The 18,152-nt window shown below is 70.4% G+C and carries 16 protein-coding genes, 1 tRNA gene and 1 pseudogene; 8 read left to right on the forward strand and 10 right to left on the reverse strand.

Translation table 11 applies throughout. The features are described 5' to 3' along the window. Positions 1-109 precede the first annotated feature (109 nt). Both AB0K03_RS25700 and AB0K03_RS25705 read left to right on the forward strand, forming a co-directional pair. Positions 110-1,567 (forward strand): annotated as a pseudogene (locus tag AB0K03_RS25700) (alkaline phosphatase family protein); the annotation flags it as partial. Further along, the gene (locus AB0K03_RS25705; protein ID WP_364689653.1) at positions 1,547-1,882 is read left to right on the forward strand and encodes a phospholipase domain-containing protein; all 336 of its coding nucleotides are present in this window, start codon (positions 1,547-1,549) and stop codon (positions 1,880-1,882) included. The pseudogene AB0K03_RS25700 and the gene AB0K03_RS25705, both read left to right, overlap by 21 nt. On the opposite strand, the gene AB0K03_RS25710 is transcribed toward AB0K03_RS25705, so the two are convergent. Next, on the reverse strand, positions 1,879-2,418 hold the full coding sequence (locus AB0K03_RS25710; protein ID WP_364689242.1) for a TIGR03086 family metal-binding protein: 540 nt from the start codon (positions 2,416-2,418) through the stop codon (positions 1,879-1,881). The genes AB0K03_RS25705 and AB0K03_RS25710 overlap by 4 nt on opposite strands. Before the next feature lie 119 nt (positions 2,419-2,537). Between AB0K03_RS25710 and AB0K03_RS25715 the strand changes: the two genes are divergently transcribed. The 4 genes from AB0K03_RS25715 (at position 2,538) to AB0K03_RS25730 (ending at position 6,787) form a co-directional block, all read left to right on the forward strand. Beyond that, a tRNA-Gly gene (locus AB0K03_RS25715) sits at positions 2,538-2,610 on the forward strand. A gap of 148 nt (positions 2,611-2,758) precedes the next feature. Beyond that, positions 2,759-3,991 carry a DUF6271 family protein gene (locus AB0K03_RS25720; protein WP_364689245.1) on the forward strand — a complete coding sequence of 411 codons (1,233 nt, stop codon included), beginning with the start codon at positions 2,759-2,761 and terminating at the stop codon, positions 3,989-3,991. Next, positions 3,984-5,618, forward strand: a complete 1,635-nt coding sequence (locus AB0K03_RS25725) for a GNAT family N-acetyltransferase (protein WP_364689248.1) — start codon at positions 3,984-3,986, stop codon at positions 5,616-5,618. The genes AB0K03_RS25720 and AB0K03_RS25725 overlap by 8 nt, the downstream gene beginning before the upstream one ends. Further along, complete coding sequence (locus AB0K03_RS25730) at positions 5,615-6,787, forward strand: MFS transporter (protein ID WP_364689251.1); 1,173 nt, start codon at positions 5,615-5,617, stop codon at positions 6,785-6,787. The genes AB0K03_RS25725 and AB0K03_RS25730 overlap by 4 nt, the downstream gene beginning before the upstream one ends. Positions 6,788-6,796: 9 nt before the next feature. Here the strand turns inward: AB0K03_RS25730 and AB0K03_RS25735 are convergent, their stop codons facing one another. From AB0K03_RS25735 to AB0K03_RS25775, 9 genes are all read right to left on the reverse strand, one after another. After that, entirely contained in the window at positions 6,797-7,507 is a 711-nt protein-coding gene (locus AB0K03_RS25735) for an alpha/beta fold hydrolase (protein ID WP_364689253.1), read from the reverse strand. Further along, on the reverse strand, positions 7,504-8,892 hold the full coding sequence (locus AB0K03_RS25740; RefSeq protein ID WP_364689256.1) for an amidase: 1,389 nt from the start codon (positions 8,890-8,892) through the stop codon (positions 7,504-7,506). The genes AB0K03_RS25735 and AB0K03_RS25740 overlap by 4 nt, the downstream gene beginning before the upstream one ends. Then, positions 8,889-9,824 carry a hypothetical protein gene (locus AB0K03_RS25745; RefSeq protein ID WP_364689259.1) on the reverse strand — a complete coding sequence of 312 codons (936 nt, stop codon included), beginning with the start codon at positions 9,822-9,824 and terminating at the stop codon, positions 8,889-8,891. Before AB0K03_RS25745 ends, AB0K03_RS25740 begins: the two co-directional genes overlap by 4 nt. Then, the gene (locus tag AB0K03_RS25750; RefSeq protein ID WP_364689262.1) at positions 9,811-11,049 is read right to left on the reverse strand and encodes an acyl-CoA dehydrogenase family protein; all 1,239 of its coding nucleotides are present in this window, start codon (positions 11,047-11,049) and stop codon (positions 9,811-9,813) included. The genes AB0K03_RS25745 and AB0K03_RS25750 overlap by 14 nt, the downstream gene beginning before the upstream one ends. Continuing rightward, positions 11,046-11,450, reverse strand: coding sequence for an SCP2 sterol-binding domain-containing protein (locus AB0K03_RS25755; RefSeq protein WP_364689265.1), 405 nt, complete (start codon positions 11,448-11,450; stop codon positions 11,046-11,048). The genes AB0K03_RS25750 and AB0K03_RS25755 overlap by 4 nt, the downstream gene beginning before the upstream one ends. 55 nt (positions 11,451-11,505) lie before the next feature. Continuing rightward, positions 11,506-12,438: a ThiF family adenylyltransferase gene (locus AB0K03_RS25760; RefSeq protein WP_364689268.1), complete on the reverse strand. Its 933-nt coding sequence runs from the start codon at positions 12,436-12,438 to the stop codon at positions 11,506-11,508. Continuing rightward, positions 12,435-13,985: an MFS transporter gene (locus AB0K03_RS25765; protein WP_364689271.1), complete on the reverse strand. Its 1,551-nt coding sequence runs from the start codon at positions 13,983-13,985 to the stop codon at positions 12,435-12,437. The genes AB0K03_RS25760 and AB0K03_RS25765 overlap by 4 nt, the downstream gene beginning before the upstream one ends. An 18-nt stretch (positions 13,986-14,003) precedes the next feature. After that, positions 14,004-15,152 (reverse strand): TauD/TfdA family dioxygenase, encoded by a 1,149-nt coding sequence (locus AB0K03_RS25770; RefSeq protein WP_364689274.1) that lies wholly within the window; start codon positions 15,150-15,152, stop codon positions 14,004-14,006. Positions 15,153-15,658: 506 nt separating this feature from the next. Beyond that, entirely contained in the window at positions 15,659-16,141 is a 483-nt protein-coding gene (locus tag AB0K03_RS25775) for a MarR family transcriptional regulator (RefSeq protein ID WP_364689277.1), read from the reverse strand. 188 nt (positions 16,142-16,329) lie between these two features. Between AB0K03_RS25775 and AB0K03_RS25780 the strand changes: the two genes are divergently transcribed. Beyond that, positions 16,330-16,749 carry a hypothetical protein gene (locus tag AB0K03_RS25780; protein ID WP_364689280.1) on the forward strand — a complete coding sequence of 140 codons (420 nt, stop codon included), beginning with the start codon at positions 16,330-16,332 and terminating at the stop codon, positions 16,747-16,749. Between the two features lie 750 nt (positions 16,750-17,499). Then, positions 17,500-18,123: a hypothetical protein gene (locus AB0K03_RS25785; protein WP_364689282.1), complete on the forward strand. Its 624-nt coding sequence runs from the start codon at positions 17,500-17,502 to the stop codon at positions 18,121-18,123. The last annotated feature ends 29 nt before the right edge of the window (positions 18,124-18,152 follow it).

Raw genomic sequence — 18,152 nt, forward strand, 5'->3', positions numbered from 1 at the left:
CGCCTGGATCCACTCTTACAATCACCACCGCGGGCACACCGCACTCGGCGGCCAACCACCCTCAAGCCGCGTCCCCAACCTCACGGGTCAGTACAGCTAGCTTGCCGCCATGGGTACCGTCGACCGCCGTCGCTTCCTGCAGTTGGCCGGGCTCCCGGCCGCCGCCGCGGCACTGCCGCTCGACCTGAACCGGGCGCTGGCCATCCCGGCGCATCACCGCACCGGGACGATCGCCGACGTCGAGCACGTCATCTTCCTGATGCAGGAGAACCGGTCGTTCGACCACTACTTCGGCACGCTGCGGGGCGTACGCGGATTCGCCGACCCGCACCCGATGCGGCGCCCCGACGGCAAGCCGGTGTGGTACCAGCCGCAGACCGGCGGCCCGGACCTGCTGCCGTTCCGGCCCGACGTGCCCGACCTCGGCTGGACCTTCCTGCCGGACCCGCCGCACGGCTGGAACGACGGCCACGCCGCGTGAAACGGCGGCCGCTACGACCGGTGGGTACCGGACAAGGGCGTCACCACGATGACGTACCACACCCGCTCGGACCTGCCGTACCAGTTCGCGCTGGCCGACGCGTTCACCGTCTGCGACAACTACCACTGCTCGCTGCTGGGCCCGACCGACCCGAACCGCTATCACATGTGGACCGGCTGGGTCGGCAACGACGGCGCAGGCGGCGGCCCGGTCATCAGCAACGCGGAGGCGGGCTACGACTGGTCGACGTACCCGGAGCGGCTGGAGCGTGCCGGCATCTCCTGGAAGGTCTACCAGGACGTCGGCCTGGGCCTGACCGCCGGCGGGTCATGGGGCTGGACCCAGGATCCGTACATCGGCAACTACGGGGACAACTCGCTGCTCTACTTCCACCAGTACCAGAACGCGCAGCCCGGCTCCCCGCTCGCGGACCGCGCCAAGACCGGCACGAACGTCAACGCGCTCGGGCGCGATCCGGAGGCGCTGCTCAGCGACTTCCGCGCGGACGTCAGCAACGGCCGACTGCCGGCGGTGTCCTGGATCGTCGCGCCGGAGGCGTATTCCGAACACCCGAACTGGGAGCCCGGGTACGGCGCCTGGTACGTCTCGCAGGTCATCGACATCCTCGCCGCGCACCCCGAGGTGTGGAGCAAGATGGCCCTCTTCATCACGTACGACGAGGAGGGCGGCTTCTTCGACCACCTCGCGCCGCCGACGCCGGGCGAGTCGACCGTGCCGACGACGAACGAGATCTTCCCCGGCAGCGCCGACCTCAAACCCGGCACCCTGGTACGCCACCCCGACGAGGTGCCCGTGCCCCCGGCGGACCAGCGTCTCCCCCGCCAGGAGCGGGGCGTACGCCCGGCGCGCGCCCTCCCGTACGCCCTGCACGCCGACAGCCACGTCACGGCCACCACCCTGACCATCACGTTCCGCAACACCGGCCGGGCGACGGCGGTCTTCCACGCCCGTCCGGCTGGCGGCGAGCCGAGCACCTACACCGTCGAGCCGGGCAAGTCCCTGACCGGCGCCTGGCCCACCGAGAACGGCGGATACGACGTCGACGTGCACGGCCCCAACGGCTTCTACCGCCGCTTCCACAGTGGACCGCTGGCCGTCGGCACCGGCTACGACATCCGCGCGGAGAAGGTGACGCTGACGTTCACCAACACCGGGAGCAGCCGGCTGCAGCTGACCGCGCGGGACGCGTACACGTCGGCCCGGACGACGGTGTCGCTGCGCGCCGGCCAGACCGCGGCGAAATCCTGGCCGGTCGTGCGCACCCGCGGCTGGTACGACCTCGTGGTGACGGCCGGCGCGGACAGCGAGTACCGCTGCGCGGGGCACGTGGAGAACGGCAAGGACAGCATCACCGACCCGGCGATGGGCGGCCTGATCTAGCTTCGCCGCCCCAGCCGGGCCACCAGCCGCTCCAGCGGCGGCGCCGACTCGTCCACGGGGATCGGGGCGGCGAAGGGCCGTTCGTGATCCGGCATCCCGGCCAGCACGGGCGCGGTCACCGTGAACTCCTGCTCGATGACGTCCTCGGCGAAGTCGACCGGCTGTCCCGTCGCGCGCGCCAGGTCCCAGCCGTGCACGAGCAGCTCGGTGAGCCGCAGGTGCAGGGCCATCACGCCGGTCACCCGCCCGAACGGCACATCGACCGAGCGCTCGAGGACGCCCGGCGCGCGGAAGGCGGCCGTCAGCGTCGCGGCGCTCTCGTCGAAATCCGCCTGCAGGCTGCGGTACGTCATCGGCCGTGAGGTGAGCGCCGAGGTCACCATCGCGTTGCCCAGCACCAGGTGGCTCACCAGCGACTGGACGTCCCAGTCGGCGCAGGGCGTCGGATCGCCCCACTGGTCGGGCTTCACACCGGCGACCAGCCGCCCGACGCGTTCGGCCGTCGCGGTCAGCTGATCAACGGTCGCCGCGGTCACGCTGACACTTTATGGGGCCGCGCCAACCCCGGCAGGGAAGCGCGCTGGGCCGCCTGGCATCCGCGGACGACGATTGGTTACAGTTCATTCGACGCCCGGTTGCGGAAGCCGCCGGGCACGCGGACGTAGCGCAGCTGGTAGCGCATCACCTTGCCAAGGTGAGGGTCGCGGGTTCGAATCCCGTCGTCCGCTCTTCTCCCCCTCCTCGCCGCGGTCGCGTGCCCGAGGTCACATCGCACCCATGACCAGCCTGTGTAGACGGTCCTCGTTCCCGGCCGCCGCGCTTCTGTGAACAACCATGCTAGATTCACCGCCGCCTATTCGTGGGGGAGGTGCGCGCGTGCGTCGTGTCTGCTTGACCGTACCGACGAACAGGGAATGCACCGCCACGCTCGCGGAGGTCGTCGCGGAAGCGACTTATGCCGCCGAGCAATTCGACGCGGAAGTGCACCTGCTCGTCCTCGACTCTTCCGGCCACTTCGCGGCTCATGCCCGTGCGCTCGAAGGCACCCCGAACGTCTGGCACCTGGACGAGCCGGCGCAACGGGCCTTTCTGCGGCGGGTGGTCGAGCGCGCCGACGTGGACAAGCCCGATCTGCTGCTCGACCTCATGCTTCCGCGCGGCCTGTCGTACGGGGCCTGCACGAACCGCGCCTTCCTGATCGCGGCGGCGCTGGGCTGCGAGTCCGTGCACCGCCGGGACTCGGACAGCTTCTTCCAGACGTACGAGGGCAATAAGGTCTTCCCGATCCACCCCGAGCTGCTCTTCCTGGGCAAGCCGGCGCACCAGGCCACGACCGTGGAGAACCGGCTGGACCCGGCGCTGCGGGACGCCACGGTGAGCATGGTCGGCGGATCGTTCGTCGGCGAGATGTCGGTCGACATCGCCGGCATCCGCGGGCATGAGGCCTACTACGACCTGGTCAGCCTCTGGGCCGCCGACGGCAGCTCGGAGGCGGAGAAAAGGGCGCTGGTCGAGGATTCTTTCACCGGCAGTGCGCCTTTCGCCGGCGACGAATTCGTGCTCTCCGTGGTCGACCCGATGCGGGTGGACATGCACAACATCAGCTTCCACGGCCTGCACGAGCGCATTCCGCTGCCACCGGCCACCGACACGATCGGCAGCGACTACTTCCTCATCCACGTCGCCGACAAAGCCCGCCTGCCCGGGGTTCTGCACAATCGCCACATCGTCAATTTCCACACCGCGGAACGCAAGACCGACGCCGGTTTCCTGGCGTACCAGCTGCGGTACGCGAAGTTCATTCTGTCCATGCACTACCTGCACTTCATCTACCAGCGGATGACCAGCGACGACCCCGCGGCGATCGCGGCGATCGTCCGGGACAGCACCTGGCAGCCGCGCGAGCCGAACGAGGCGAAGGCCGCCGCGCTGGAGGCCGCCTACCGCCGCCTCGGTGGCCGGTTCACCACGGTCGCGGACGTCGTCCGGGACCGTCGGGAGCGGTTGCTCTTCGAGGCCCGCCGGGACACCGACGACTTCGCTGTGCTCATCGACGCGTGGGCGGCGCTGGTCGCGGCGGCCCGCACGACGAGCGTGCGCGATGCTTGACCGTGATCACGTACGGTCGGCGCTCCTGGCGGCCGGCGAGGACCGGATCGTCTACGACCTGACCGGCATCGAGCGGCAGTACGACACCCTGCTCGCCGAGCTCCCGGGCGTCGCGGTGCGGTTCGCCATGAAAGCGTGCCCGGTCGACGAGGTGCTGACCTGTCTCGCCGACCGCGGCGCCGGCTTCGACGCGGCCAGCCCTGGAGAGATCCGGCAGGCCCTGCGCGCGGGAATCGCGCCGGACCTGGTGCACTACGGCAACACCGTCAAGTCCGACAGCGCGATCGCCACCGCCCACCGGCTGGGCATCAGCACGTTCGCCACCGACTGCGTCGAGGACGTACGCGCCATCGCCGAGCACGCACCCGGCGCGCGCGTGTTCTGCCGCCTGGCCACCACCGGCGCCGGCGCGGTCTGGGGTCTCACCGGCAAATGCGGCAGCAGCGACCCGGTCGCCGTGCTGGAGGAGGCCCGCCGGCACGGCCTGGTCCCGTCCGGCCTGTCCGTCCACGTCGGATCGCAGCAGATGACCGTGCACGGATGGCAGCAGGCCCTCGACGACCTGACCGCCGTCGTACGGAACCTCGCGGCGCGCGGCATCCACCTCGACCACGTCAACCTCGGTGGCGGTCTGCCCGCGCACGGCTACCTCGACCCGGACGGCCACCCGCTGACGCCGCCGACCGCCGGCATCTTCGCCGCGATCCGGGCCGGCATGCGGCGCCTGCGCGAGGCGGCAGGCGAGGACCTGCGGTTCGTCATCGAACCGGGCCGGTATCTCGTCGCCGACCACAGCGTGATCCGGGCCCACGTCAACCGCTTGACGGTACGCGGCCAGGCCTGGCTGTACCTCAGCTGCGGCCGGTTCAACGGGCTCTTCGAGGGGGACCGGCTGCGCTACCGCCTCGAGTTCCCCACCCGTGCCGGCGGGCGCAGCATTCCGGCGGTCGTCGCGGGTCCCACCTGCGACAGCGACGACACGCTGGCCGGGACGCCGGTGCCCGTACCGGCCGACCTCGCCTCCGGCGACCCGGTATGGATCTCGGCCGCCGGCGCCTACGCCACCAGCTACAGCACCCTGCACTTCAACGGCTTCGACCCGCTGCCGTGCGTCACCGTCCGCGCGGAACGCGTCCGGCCGATCGACGCCCGCGATTGGACCGCCATCACCGAGCTGGAGGCCGCCGCGTACACGGCGAAAGGTCTCTCCGAGGACCCCGCGGTGCTCAAGTCGCGGGCCTCCGCCTCCCCGGCCACGTCGTTCGTGCTGGACGCCGGCGAGCGCATCGGCGGCTACCTGCTCGCGCTGCCCTATCCCCGGTTCCGGTGCCCCGACCCGGACCGCCCGGAGCACACCACCTTCCGCTCCGCCAACCTGCACCTCCACGACATCGTTGTCAGCGACGAATTCCGTGGGCGCGGCTGGGCGAAACGCATGGTCCGGCACCTGACCACCACGGCCCGATCCCTTCGGTACGAGCGGATCTCGCTGGTCGCCGTCGGCGGGTCCACCGGCTTCTGGTCCGCGCAGGGCTACCACCCGCACCCGCACGCCGCGCTGCCCTCCGGCTACGGCCCCGACGCCGTCTACATGTCCCGCACGATCACCGAAGAGGGCCTCGTATGAGCGAATTCCGCCGGGCCCAGCTGTCCGTCGCCGCACTGTTCTGCTTCCTCGGCTTTCAGTACTCGACGTGGGCGGCACGGATACCCGCGCTCAGCGACCGCCTCGACCTGACCGCCGCCGAGGTCGGCGTGTTCCTGCTCGCCGCCGGCGTGGGCGCGACGGTGTCGTTCCCGCTCGTCGCCCGGCTGATCGCGTCGCTCGGTTCCCGGCGGCTCGCCCTCGGCTCGGCGCTGGTGCTGGTCGCGGCGCTGGCCGGGCTGGCGGTCGTACCCACGTACCCGGTGGCGCTGGGCATCCTGCTCGTCGACGGCGTCGCGGTCGGCTGCCTCAACGTGGCCATGAACGCGCAGGGGGCCGCCCTCGAAGCCCGGTACGAACGCAACACGATGGCGAAGCTCCACGCCCTGTTCAGCGGCGGCATCTTCGGCGCGGCGCTGCTCGCCTCGGGAATCACGACGGTAACGGACGCCGTACCCGTGCACTTCGCGATCTCGGGCGCCCTCCTGCTGACGCTGATCCTCGTGGCCCGGCCGGCCCTGCTGCACGACGACCTGCCCACCCCGGCGAAGACCGCCGGCCGCCGCTGGATCCGCCCGTCCCGCATCACGGTCTGGCTCGGCCTCGCCATGCTCTTCACCACCATCACCGAGGGCGCCATGACCGACTGGTCGGCCCTCTACCTCGAGAAGGTGGCCCACGCCGCCGACCACCTGCTGCCACTCGGGATCGCGGTCACCTCGGCCATGATGGTGACGACCCGGCTGTTCGCCGACGGCTGGCGCGCCCGCTGGGGCGACAAACGCATCGTCCTGGCCGGCGGCACCCTGGCCGGCGCGGGCCTCGCGACGGCGCTGCTCATCGGCGGCGTCATCCCGGCATTGGCGGGCTTCGCGTGCGTGGGCCTCGGCATGGCAGCGGTCAGCCCCTGCCTGTACGTGGCAGCCGCCCGCGAAGGCTCCACCACGCTGACGATGGCCGCGGCCATGAGCACGACCGGGCTCCTCGCGGGACCGCCGGTGCTCGGTTTCATCGCCGAGGGCAGCAGCCTGGTGTGGGCGATGGGAGCGGTCGTGGTGGCGGCCTGGCTGGCGGTGCTGTCGGTCGTACCGATCCGCTGGCCCGCACCCGTTCCGGCGCCGGCCGACGAGCCGGAGGCCGCCACCCGCTGATCCGGCCCGTCAGCCCCCTTCGCCGGTCAGGAAGGCCGCCGTCCGCTCGAAGATCTCCGGCGCGTCCCAGTCCAACGTGGCCACGTGACCGCTGCGTTTCAGCGGCACCTCGACCACCTCCGCCGACCGCACCCCGTCCCGCATGACGGTCACCGACCGCAGCCCCGCCTCGCCGTCGGCCAGCGACCGGAACACCAGGATCGGCTGCGTCACAGCCGGCAGCCGTCCCCGTACGTCCGCCCACAGCCGGGTCAGCTCGTGGACCGCCCTCAGCGGGATCCGGCGGTAGCCCTGGTAGCCGACCGACGGGTCGTTCACCTGGCGCTGTTCGTTCGCGATGCTCGGCACCACGTACTTCAGGATCGGCAGCAGCGGCAGCAGCGGGTTGGCCATGGTCAGGGCCGGGTTCACCAGCACGACGTGGCTGATCTCGGGCTGCAGGGCCGCCAATCGCAGCGCCAGCGCGCCGCCCATGGAGAGGCCGACGACGGCCACCGGGCCCGCGCCGGAGGCCGCGGTGACGGCCTCCGACGCGTCCTCGTACCAGTTCTTCCAGGTGACCGACCGCAGGTCCGGCCAGGTGCCGCCGTGACCGCGCAGCACCGGCACCTCCACCCGGCCCAGCTGCGGTTTCAGCGCCTCGGCGAACGGTTCCATACTCGACGGTGAACCGGCGAACCCGTGCAGCAGCACCGCCGCACCCGCCGCGGGGGCCGTCATCGCCACCCCGGCGCGAGGCCGGGCCGTCCGCCGGAGCGGGCCTCGAGCAGTGCGACCTCGCGCAGGATGCGCCATTCGCTGCCGTACGGGCCGCCGAGCATGGCGCCGATCGGCAGGCCGCCGGCCCGGCGCACCGGCACGCTGACGGCCGGCATTCCGGCGATGTTGTACATCGGTGTGAAGGGCATGAAGCGGGTCATGGCAGCGAAGTTCGCCTCCTCGTCGGCATGCGTACGGAAGACGCCGCGACGCTGTGGCGGCGTGGCGAGGGTCGGCGTGACGAGGAGATCCACCATGCCGAACACCATCTCGTCGAGCATCCGGGCCACACCGCGGAACATGGTCAAGCACTCGTGGAGGCGTACGCCGCCGACGCCGCGGCCGCGATCGCGCATCCACCGGGTGAACGGCGCGAGCGCCTCCTCGTCGTCGACCTCGAACGAGGCCGCGACCACCGACCAGGCGTCGCGGAAGGCGTCCGCGACCGCCACGTCCTTGCCGAGGTCGACCGGGACCACCTCGTGCCCCGACGCGGCCAGGCTCGACGCGAGATCCTCGGCGGCGGCCCGGCACTCCCCGGCCACCTCCAGGTCGGGCACCATCGGTTCGGTCGCCAGCCCGATCCGCAGCGGGGCGTCGGGTTCCGCGTACGGACGCGCGGCGACCAGGTCGCCGGTCATGGTCCCGGCGATCGTCCGCAGCAGGGCCGTGGCGTCGAGCGCGGTCCGGGCCAGCACACCCGGTACGGACAGCGCGGTGGGCGCCGGGTCCGACGGGCCGTTGCTGACCGTGCCGTTGCTCGGCCGTACGCCGATCAGCCCGCAGCAGGACGCCGGGATCCGGACCGACCCACCGGCGTCCGTGCCGAGCGCGAGCGGCGCGAGGCCCGCACTCACCGCGGCGGCCGATCCTCCGCTGGAGCCCCCGGGCGAGAGCTCCGGCGCCCATGGGTTCGCCGTGTCCCCGCCGACCAGGTTCTCCGTGTAGCAGGGCAGCGCGAACTCGGGCAGGTGCGTCTTGCCCAGGATCGGCAGGTGCGCCCGGCGCAGCCGGACCACCACGTTGTCGTCCCCGACCGCCTCGTCGCCGCGATCCGCGCTGCCCCAGCCGGTCGGCACGTCCTCGACGTCGAGGTTGTCCTTGACCGCGACCGGTACGCCGTGCAGCGCGCCGACCCCGTCCGGCCCGGCCGCCGCCAGCACCTCGTCGGCACGATGCGCTTGGTCCAGGGCGAGCTCCGCGGTGACCGTGGCGAAGGCGCCGAGCCGGCGGTCGAGCCGTTCGATGCGGTCGAGGTGGTGCCGGGTGGCCTCGACCGAGGTCACCGAGCCGGCTCGGATCAGGCCGGCCAGCTCGGTGGCCGGCAGCTCGTGCAGGACGGTCACGCGGCCTCCCTCTCCCGGTCGGCGGCCCGCTCCCTCCGCAGAGCGGACAGCCGGGCGATCATGCGGCGCTGCCAGTTCTCGTCGTGCTCGCCCGCCAGTCCATCCTCGATGGCGTCGAGGTAGGCGCCGAGATCGGCGGGGACGACGGCGGCGAACGGAATGGCCGGCGAGGGCAGGAGGTAGCTGCACCACATCAGCGAGGTGCGGGGCAGCACCGGCTTGGTGTCGGGTACGACCAGCGGATCGAACCCGATGAGCCGCAGGTGCCGCAGCGCCCCGTTCTCCCGGCTGTCGCCGATCATGAGGGGACGGCCCATCGGCTGCACCGACCTCCCCAGCGCGAGGATCAGGTGCCACGGCACCCGTTCGCGCGTCCGGCCTGACGGCACGTCGCCGGCACGGACGAACCGCTTGATCTCGAAGACCTCCTGCGTGGTGAGCCCGTTGCCGGCGAACGGGGTCAGCAGGTCGACGTCGTGCGCCACCTCCACCGGATAGCGGCTGCGGCCCGGGTCGTCGAGCCGGCGCGGCAGCACGTCGCGCGAGCGGAGCAGGCCGACGTACCCGAGGATCCGGCCCTCGCCATCGAGCACGACGGTGTGCGCGACGGTGGCGTCCGGCGGCTCGGCCAGCAGGGCGGTCTCCCGCGCGAGCTGCGAGCTCATCAGGGACAGGTCGACGAACTCGGCCAGCCGGAACCCGAAGACGCCCTGCAGGTGGCGGTCGTCGACGGTGTCCGAGCTGAACGCGATCGTGGTCAGCCCGTCGCCCAGCCCTTCGACGCGGCTGAGCGCTCGGCCACCCACAGTGGACGCGAGGTCCGGATAGCGCAGCGAGCGGTGCAGGGCGACGAGCGCCCGGGCGTATGTGGTGTCCAGATCCCCGCTCCGGCGTTCGTCGGCGGCCGGGGCGATGAGCTCAGAGGTCGTCATCGTCGTCGTCATTCCGGTACAGGGTGTCGGTGATCGACAGGGCGAGCGCCTCCGGCGTGCCCTCGAAGATCCTTGTGCCGAACGAGTCGCGCAGCACCTTCTCCAAGCCGTACGACTTCATGTAGCCGCGCGAGCCCATCAGCGCCACGGCCGTCGTCGCCGTGTCGATGGCCACCCGGTCGGCGAAGAGCTTGGCCATCGCCGGCTCCCGCTCGGGCGCGGGCAGCCGGTTGTCGACCAGCATGGCCGCACGCTGGTAGAGCAGCCGGGCGGCGTCGACGCCGACCGCCATGTCGGCCAGCCGGCGCGCGGTCATCTGGTGCTCGCGCAGCAACTTGCCGCCCTGCACCCGCTCGCCGGCCCACTCGACGGCGACCTCGAGGGCGTGCCGCGCGATGCCGGTCGAGACGGCCGCCACCGACGAGCGCGCCATGTTGCCCTGCGCCACGTTGATCGAGGTGCCCTGGCCCTCGCCGCCGACCAGGTCGTGCGCCGGGATGCGGACGTCGTCGAACCACAGCTCGCTGCCGAGGCAGTTGCGGTAGCCCATCTTGTCCAGCACGTCGCCACGGCGTACGCCGGGAGCGTCGAGCGGGACGACGACACAGGTCAGGCCGGTGGCGCCGGGGTGGGGTTCGAGGTTGGCGTACACGGAGGCGAAGGACGCGACGGCGCCGTTGGTGATGAAGCGTTTGTGCCCGTTGAGCAGGTAGCCGTCACCGTCGCGGCGCAGCGTCGTGCGCATCCGGGCGTCCGCGAAGTGCTGCGGGATGACCAGGTCGGTGCCGGCCTCCTCCTCGGCGACCGCGTTGCTGGCGAGCACCACCTTCGGGCCGGTGAACGCGGACAGGTACCGCTCCTGCAGGCCCGGGTCGCCGGTGAGCAGGACCGGCGTCTGACCGAGCATCGTGGCGCCGAACGCCAGTGCGATCCCCGGGTCGGCCGCAGCCAGCTCCTCCATGGCCATGGCCACGCCGAGCACGCCGACCCCGAGGCCGCCGAGCTCCCGGGGCAGCAGCGCCCGGGTCAGCCCGATGTCATGGCCCGCCTGGATGACGTCCCAGTCGAAGTCCTCGGCCGCCTGCTGGTCGAGCTCGACCGCGCGCGGGGCGAGGACCTCCTGGGCGAAGGCCCGTACCTCGTCGACGAAGCGCTGCACCGTACGGGGAACGCGGTCGAAGTTGAGATCGGCTTCGGTCTCGAACGTCTCCACGGTGGCGGTCACTTGGCGGCCCCGTCCACCAGGCCGTGCTCGGCGACGATCTGCGGGTACCGGTCGAAGGCCGGCTGGAGGATCGGCACGAGCTCGAGCACCTTGGCGACCTTGCCCTTGATCCGTACCTTGCCCATGGCCACGGCGGCGGGCATGAGCAGCGTGCCGAGCCACAGCCGGTGTGCCGTGTCGCAGCTCATCTTGATCGTGACGGTGGCGTCCTCGGGCGCGTCGTCACCGAAGCGCACCTCGCCCGGCGCGACGTGGATGACGCAGTCGGGCTTGACGTGGACGAGCCGGACGGTCAGATCCGCGGCGCGCAGCCGTTCGGTGAACTGCTCGTCGGCGGCCAGGATCTTGAACAGTTCTCCGAAGACCGCGTACGCGGTACCCGAGTCAGGGTACGTGGACACGATGAACCTCCCCGTTGTTCAGTGAAACGTGAGCTGAGACGGCGGGACCGGACGGTCAGCGCCGGAAGCGGTTGCGTTGCACGGCGGCCAGCAGCGCGGCCACCTCGAGCGGCTGCCGCAGCCGGTCGCGCAGGCGGTGGCTCAGCGGCATCGTGAGGGCGTGCACGTCGACGCCGGCCGAGGACGGCACGGGACGGCCCGTCACCAGCCGCGCGGTCAGCGTGGCGGCGATGAGCCCGAACAGGTCGGCGGCCTGCACGAGCTGCGGGAAGGTGAAGTCCTTCTCGCCGAGCCCGCGCCGGATCAGGGCGATCAGGTCGCGGGGCACCTTCGTGGCCGGGATCAGCCGGGCCAGCAGGCCCCACATCGGCATCTCGTCGAGCTGACGGCGGGTCACCGCGCCGTCGAAGATCGGTCGGTCGGTGCGGTAGTCGTAGACGCGGACGTACTGAGTGGCCGACATGTCCCAGCCGGTCATCAGGGGCAGCCGCCGCTCACGGACCCGCTCGTGCAGCAGCCCCTTGGCCCGCAGGCCCGACGGCATCGTGACGTCCACCCCGTCGATGACCACCTGGACGCCGTCGAGCAGCCGGTCGACCGTGTGCTCGGCGACGCCCTCCTCGACCACCTCCACCTCGACGTGGGGATTGATGGCCCGGGCGCGCTCCGCGGCCACAGCTGCCTTGTTACGGCCGAGGTCGTCCACTGTTGCGTTCTGGCGGTTGAGGTTGGTCAGCTCGTAGCTGCCCGGATCGGCCAGGACCAAGCGCCGGAAGCCCAGCCGTACCAATGGCTCCACAGCCGAGCCACCGATGGAGCCGCAGCCGGCGACGAGCACCTTCGCCGCGCCGATCCGCTCTTGATCCTCGGCGCTGACGACACCGTGGTTGCGGGCCACGAAGATCCGCTGGAACTCGTCGGCGGACAGCGCCCGCGCCTTTGCGGGCGTCGCCACCTCACCACTTTCGCTGAGCACCGCTTCAGTCATCGAGCCTCCCCGGTCAGGGCGGCGTCGGCCGCCTGGTCCAGGGCGCGCGGCCGGCCCGCGACCCGGTTCGGCACCCAGGCGAGCGTGGTGACCGCGCCGAGCAGCAGCACACCGATGCCCGCCCAGAGCGTGACGTGCATGGCGTCGACGAACGCGTCCTGCGCCTGCAAGGCCAGCGCCGGAGCCTGCCGGCCTTCCCTCAGCACGAGCAGGGTCGCCCCGAGCGAGTCGCCGGCCTGGTCACGCCACTGCCCCGGCAGCGCGTCCAACACGGCCGACGCGTGACTCCGGTACGACATGGACAGCACCGATCCCATGACGGCAACGCCCAGAGCGGCGCCCACCTGGCGGAGCGTGTTGTTGACCGCGCCACCCACACCCGCCTTGTCGGCCGGTACGGCGGTCATGGCCAGGGTCGTGGTGGCGCCCATGACGAAGCCCATGCCGAGGCCGGCCACGAAGAGGCTCACCTCCAGCTCCCAGAGCGGCGAGGTCGCAGTGGCCAGCAGCAGACCGGCGAAGGAGAGCGCCAGCAGCAGCAACCCGACGGTCACGGTGGGTCGGAACCCCCATCGGCGTACAGCGCCGGCACTGCTGATCGCCGACAGCACGCTGCCCACGGCGACCGGGAGCAGGATGAGGCCCAGCTCCAACGGCGAGTGCCCGAGCACCAGCTGCACGTAGAAGACGAGCAGGAAGGTGCCACCGGTGAGCGCGAAGAAGGCGAGCGACACCGCGGTCGTGCCGCCGGCGAACGGCGCACTGCGGAACAGGCTGACGTCGAGCACGGGATGCGCCGTGCGGCGTTCGACCATCACCAGGGCGACCGCCAGCAGGACACCGAGCAGGATCATGCCGGCCGACGCCGGGGCGAACCAGTCGTTGTCCTCGCCGGCGCGGATCACGCCGTACACGACGGCGCCGATCGCCGCGGTCGACAACAGCAGGCCCGGCAGGTCGAGGTGGAACTGCGCGGCGGACCGCGACTCCTCCGCGGTGACGAAGAGCAGCGCCACACAGACTGCCGCGACCGGCACGTTGATCAGGAAGACCGAACCCCACCAGAAGCGCTCTAGCAGCGCGCCGCCGAGGATCGGGCCGAAGGCCACCGAGAGACCGCCGAGCGCGGCCCAGATGCCCATCGCCTTGCCCTGCTCGTTCTCGGGTACGGCGTTCTTGATGATCGCCAGGGTGGTCGGCGGCACGACCGCGCCGCCGATGCCCATGACCGCGCGCCACAGGATCAGCGAGTCGGGCGTGTCGGCGAACGCGGAGAGAGCGGACGCCACCGCGAAGATCACCAGGCCCACCGCCAGCGTGCGGCGCCGGCCCCACCGGTCGGCGATCACGCCGGCGGTGAACATGAGCGAGGCGTACACCAGGATGTACGAGTCCACCGCCCACTGCAGCTCGGAGTTGTCGGCCCGCAGGTCCCGCTGGATCGCCTGCAACGCGACGTTGAGGATGGTGTTGTCCATCATCACCATCAGGAAGCAGGCTCCGACGACCACGAGCAGGAGACCCTGCCGTTTCGGCCTCGTCGTCATTGTCGATGCAGTCCTTCTCTAGTCGAGGCTGAACGACGGACGCCGCTCGGCCATGGCGAGGTTGGTGTCGTTGTCGGGCCTGACGACCGGTCGGCGCAGACGGTCGTCGTCCTGCGTGAAGATCGGCCGGTGCACGTGTGAGCTCGGCAGCCGGCCCGCGCTCGATCGACGCAGATCGGGTACGGCGAAGGCGCGCCGCAGCCAGCGGTCCTCACCGTCGTAGTGGGCCGCGAAACCGGTGCGTCCGTGCACGGCCTTGTCGTTGTCGACGATGAGCAGGTCGCCGGCCTCCATCACGTGTCCCACCAGGTTGCTCAACATCGCCCGGCGCAGCGTGTCGAGCGCACGCCGGCCCTCCGCGTCGTCCGAGACCATCGCGTGGAAGTCGACGCAGAGATCCGGATCGGTCAGCGAACCGGTGAGCACGGGAACCGGACCCGTGTAGACGTCCTCGCGGTCCCCGACGAACGAGCTCGCCAGCCGGATCCGGTACAGCGGCCGGGCGAGCACCGCCCGCGTGCCACCGTCCAGCGCCACGAGCGCCCGCATGATCCCGCTGGCCAGCGTCAGAGCGACCCGGTCGTGGTCGGGCCGCAACCCGAGCAGGCTGATGAACCGCGGACGTTGCGGGTGGAAGCCGTCCTCCGTGTGCAGCTCCAGGAAGCAGCTGCCCGAATTCTCCTGACGTTTCTCGGCGCCCGGCACCGGGGCCACGTCCTGGATGATGCGCCCGGCCTTCTCATCCGCGTACGAGATGACGTCGCCGACGATGTTCATGACCGCGAGCTGCGTCATCGAGGCCACCCGCAGCCGCTGCCAGTCGTCGAAGTTGCCCTCGTCGGGCGTGAGCGGCAGCGGATCGTCGATCGGCAGATTCCGCAGCAGCAGCGCGCCGTCGGAGTTGCTCCGGTAGCGGAAGTCCGTGAGCGCGTGCAGGAGGCGGTCCGGGCCGCCACGCAGCAGGCGCAGCTTGCAGTCGACCATCAGCTCGCCGTCGTCCAGATGCAGCGCCGTGGGCCGGCCGGCATGCCGCACGGCCAGCTCGAGCGCTACGTCACGCAGGCACTCCCGCTCCTCGTCGCTGAGCACCAGAGCCGTGTCGGCGGCCGCCCGGATCGGCCAGGACCGGCCTTCGGTGTCGGTCACCGCAACCTGTTCCACAGTCACGACTGTTTCCCCCGATTGACAGTTAGTTGATCCGTGACAGTTGCCTGTCTCGGATCCGAACTCTACTCAATCCTGGGCGCTCGAACGACCCGCAGTGACGCTCTGTCGGGATGCGGTCACGCGGTATTCGGACCGGGGCCGAGGCATGCCTTCGACGAGCATCGAGATGAGCAGGTGGGCCCGAGAGCGGAGAGGCACTCACGCACGGCGATGGGACCTTGTGACATCCGCCACCAAGGGGAAGTGGAAACGCTTCGACGAAGCGCATATCCGGAATTCGGATACAACGCTTCAGCGGCCTTTCGCAAATGTCGCCTCGGGCCGGAAGGCGACCGATAAGCCCGACTCCGGCCTGACGGTTATGGTGATGCGCGCAGCAAGGAAATGAACCGGAAACAACACTGAGCCGGCTCGGACGCAAGGCGGTTACGCAGACCCGCAGCTCACGCAGCCAGGACACAGCGGGCCGGAGGACGGCTCCGCGTCGGGCAGCAGGGCGGGCCGAGTCAGGACGCGGCGCGGTCCACGGCGGCCGAGTCGTCGACGGCAGCCCGGGCACGACGCAACAGCTCGCGCAACGTGGCGAGCTCCTCGGCGCTGAACTCAGCCTCGTACCGCTCATCCACCCGGCGCGCCGCCGCATCCGCCTTCGCGAGCAACGCATTCCCCTTGCGGGTCAGGGTGAGCGCCATGATCCGGGCATAAATAGGAACAGGCATCCGCTCGGTAAGGCCGCGCCGCTCCAATGCAGCGGTCACCACGCTCATCGATTGCGGCGTAACTCGACACAGCCGCGCCAACTGGGCACTGGAGACGCCAGGATTGCACCGCAACATCAATAGGGCCGTGTACTGGGTAACGGTCAGATCGAACGGCGCGAGCGACTCGGCCTTCCGAGCAACCATCTCGGACGACGCGTGCTGCAGCAGCGTACTGACCCGCTCATTGATCTCCCGCTGCCGCGCGACGTCCGCTTTGCCGGTAGCCACGTCCCCGCCTCCTCGCCGCGTCCCCTCAGCCGACAGCACCCAGTCTCCCAGGACACCCCACGGACACACCAACCTGCCCGGTCGAGTGACCCACGCGATCACAACCCGGCCCAGCTTCCGCCTCACCGCACTTCGACGGACCTCTGCCGCCGTCTCACTCCCAGCGCCACAACCAGCCGAGCCACCCCATGCCGACGGCCACCAACACCGCGGCGACGCTCGCAAGCATGAAGGGCGCCGAGGGCACATCCGGCAGCCCCGAACCCGCCCGGAGCCCGATGGAGTGCGCAACGGGCCACCCGGCGGCGCCCGATAAGATCCGCTCCATGGCGATCCAGCGCTGCCCCATCTGCCGGACCGAAGTCCGCACCAACCCGCGCTACCCCGATCACCTGTGCCAGGACTGCGCCACCAGAGCAATCGCCGCCGACGGCCGGCCGCTCAAGTTCTTCAACACCTCCGCGACAGGCGGCTTCGAGGCGATCTACGCGGACGACAACACCCCGGCCGAAGCGGTGACCCGAGACCACGTGGTCTTCGTCGATGGAGTGCGATGCGTGGCCAACGAGGCCCGCTTCGGCGGAATCGTCATTCGCCCCGCTCCGTAGCGGCACTTCCGAGGAGAAGATCAGGACAGGCTGCCCGGGGAGGGGTATCCCAGCTCAGCCTGTCCTGTCGGTGCCGGGAAACCCGGGTGTCAGCGTGGCGGGTCCGCGGTCCGGAGCGGGGTCAGTCGGCGACCGTTTCGTCGTCGATCTTCGCGGCACCCACGTTCTCGAACCGGCGCCGGTACGGCTGCCGACCTGGGTGTTGGTGGAGCCGAGGTTACGGCATGCGAACCAAAGGATCATGGCGCAGGGTGCCGACCTGGACCTTCCTCTGGCGGGCGAGCATGCGTTGACTCGGCCGCGAAACGGGTCTGCTTCGCCCGGTGCTCCCGGAGATAGTTGACGATCGTGTAGGCCAGGATCAAGACGACCTCGGCTCGCTCGTCCGGGCCGAAGGTCGCAACCTGGGCTCAGCCAGCGTCAGTACCGGCAGTCGGGTCGACCGTACCGATGGCGGTGCGGATCGCCTTGGTCACGCATGCTCTATCGATCGCTCCACTTGGCGGTAGGCGGTTCGTGGCGATCTCGTGCGATCCGACTACTGCCGCGCTGGCTCGTTCGCCATCTCGGTGCCCGCTCGAAGAGCGCCTTCTGTCAACGCGACGGCTTCGGCCGGCGACGGTGGCGTTTGAACGGCGTGCGAACGACTTTGCCGGGGCGCTGGGAGCGCGTGTCGTCCGTGGGTCGTCACCCTACAATCAAGCCGGCCTGGATGCCCCAGAACCAAGCGTCGGCGGCGGAGGACGAGCAGTGATCGAGCAGGTCAACCTTTACATACCGCCGGAGATCCAGGCTCGAATAGACACGAAAGAATTGTTCCGCATCGGCAGCGTGGTTCGAGATGTCGCCACGGGACAAGTCTTCAAGCACCTGGATGAGGTCACGGGCCCGGCAAAGAACCAAGCAGAGCGGGCAGTAGCGAGTCTCGGAGGCAGGCTACGAAACCCGTGGGTCATCGTCGGGGTCACCGCCGCAGGGGTGGTGGTCGTTGGAGGTGCTGCGCTGATCGCCGCGAGGAAGCGTAAGCGTGCGATCCCCGACTGCCTCAAGAACTTCAACGCCTCATTGCGCGCTTACCTGGAAGCAGCTCGCCAAGGACACCTTGACGTAGGCGTCGTCAGCCAGCTCATTTCCGACCGGGATGCGGTGCAAGCCTATTCCGTCGACGGCGTTATCACCGTTGATCTTCCGATCGAGCAGTGGGAAGCGCTGATCAACCTCGTTGGTGACTACACGCAAACGCTTGCCGAGGCGAACTCCATTGAGCCGGATGAGGTTCTAGGAGATGCGGCCGATTCCGAGAACGATAGTGTTGTCGATCTGCGCCGCTACCTTGAGGCTCAGAGAAAGATCTTTGCCATGCGGGCGGCGTGATCATCTACCCTATGGCACTGGGTGTCTCG

Origin of the sequence: Actinoplanes sp. NPDC049316, from assembly GCF_040677315.1 — a bacterium.
Classification (GTDB): Bacteria; Actinomycetota; Actinomycetes; order Mycobacteriales; family Micromonosporaceae; genus Actinoplanes.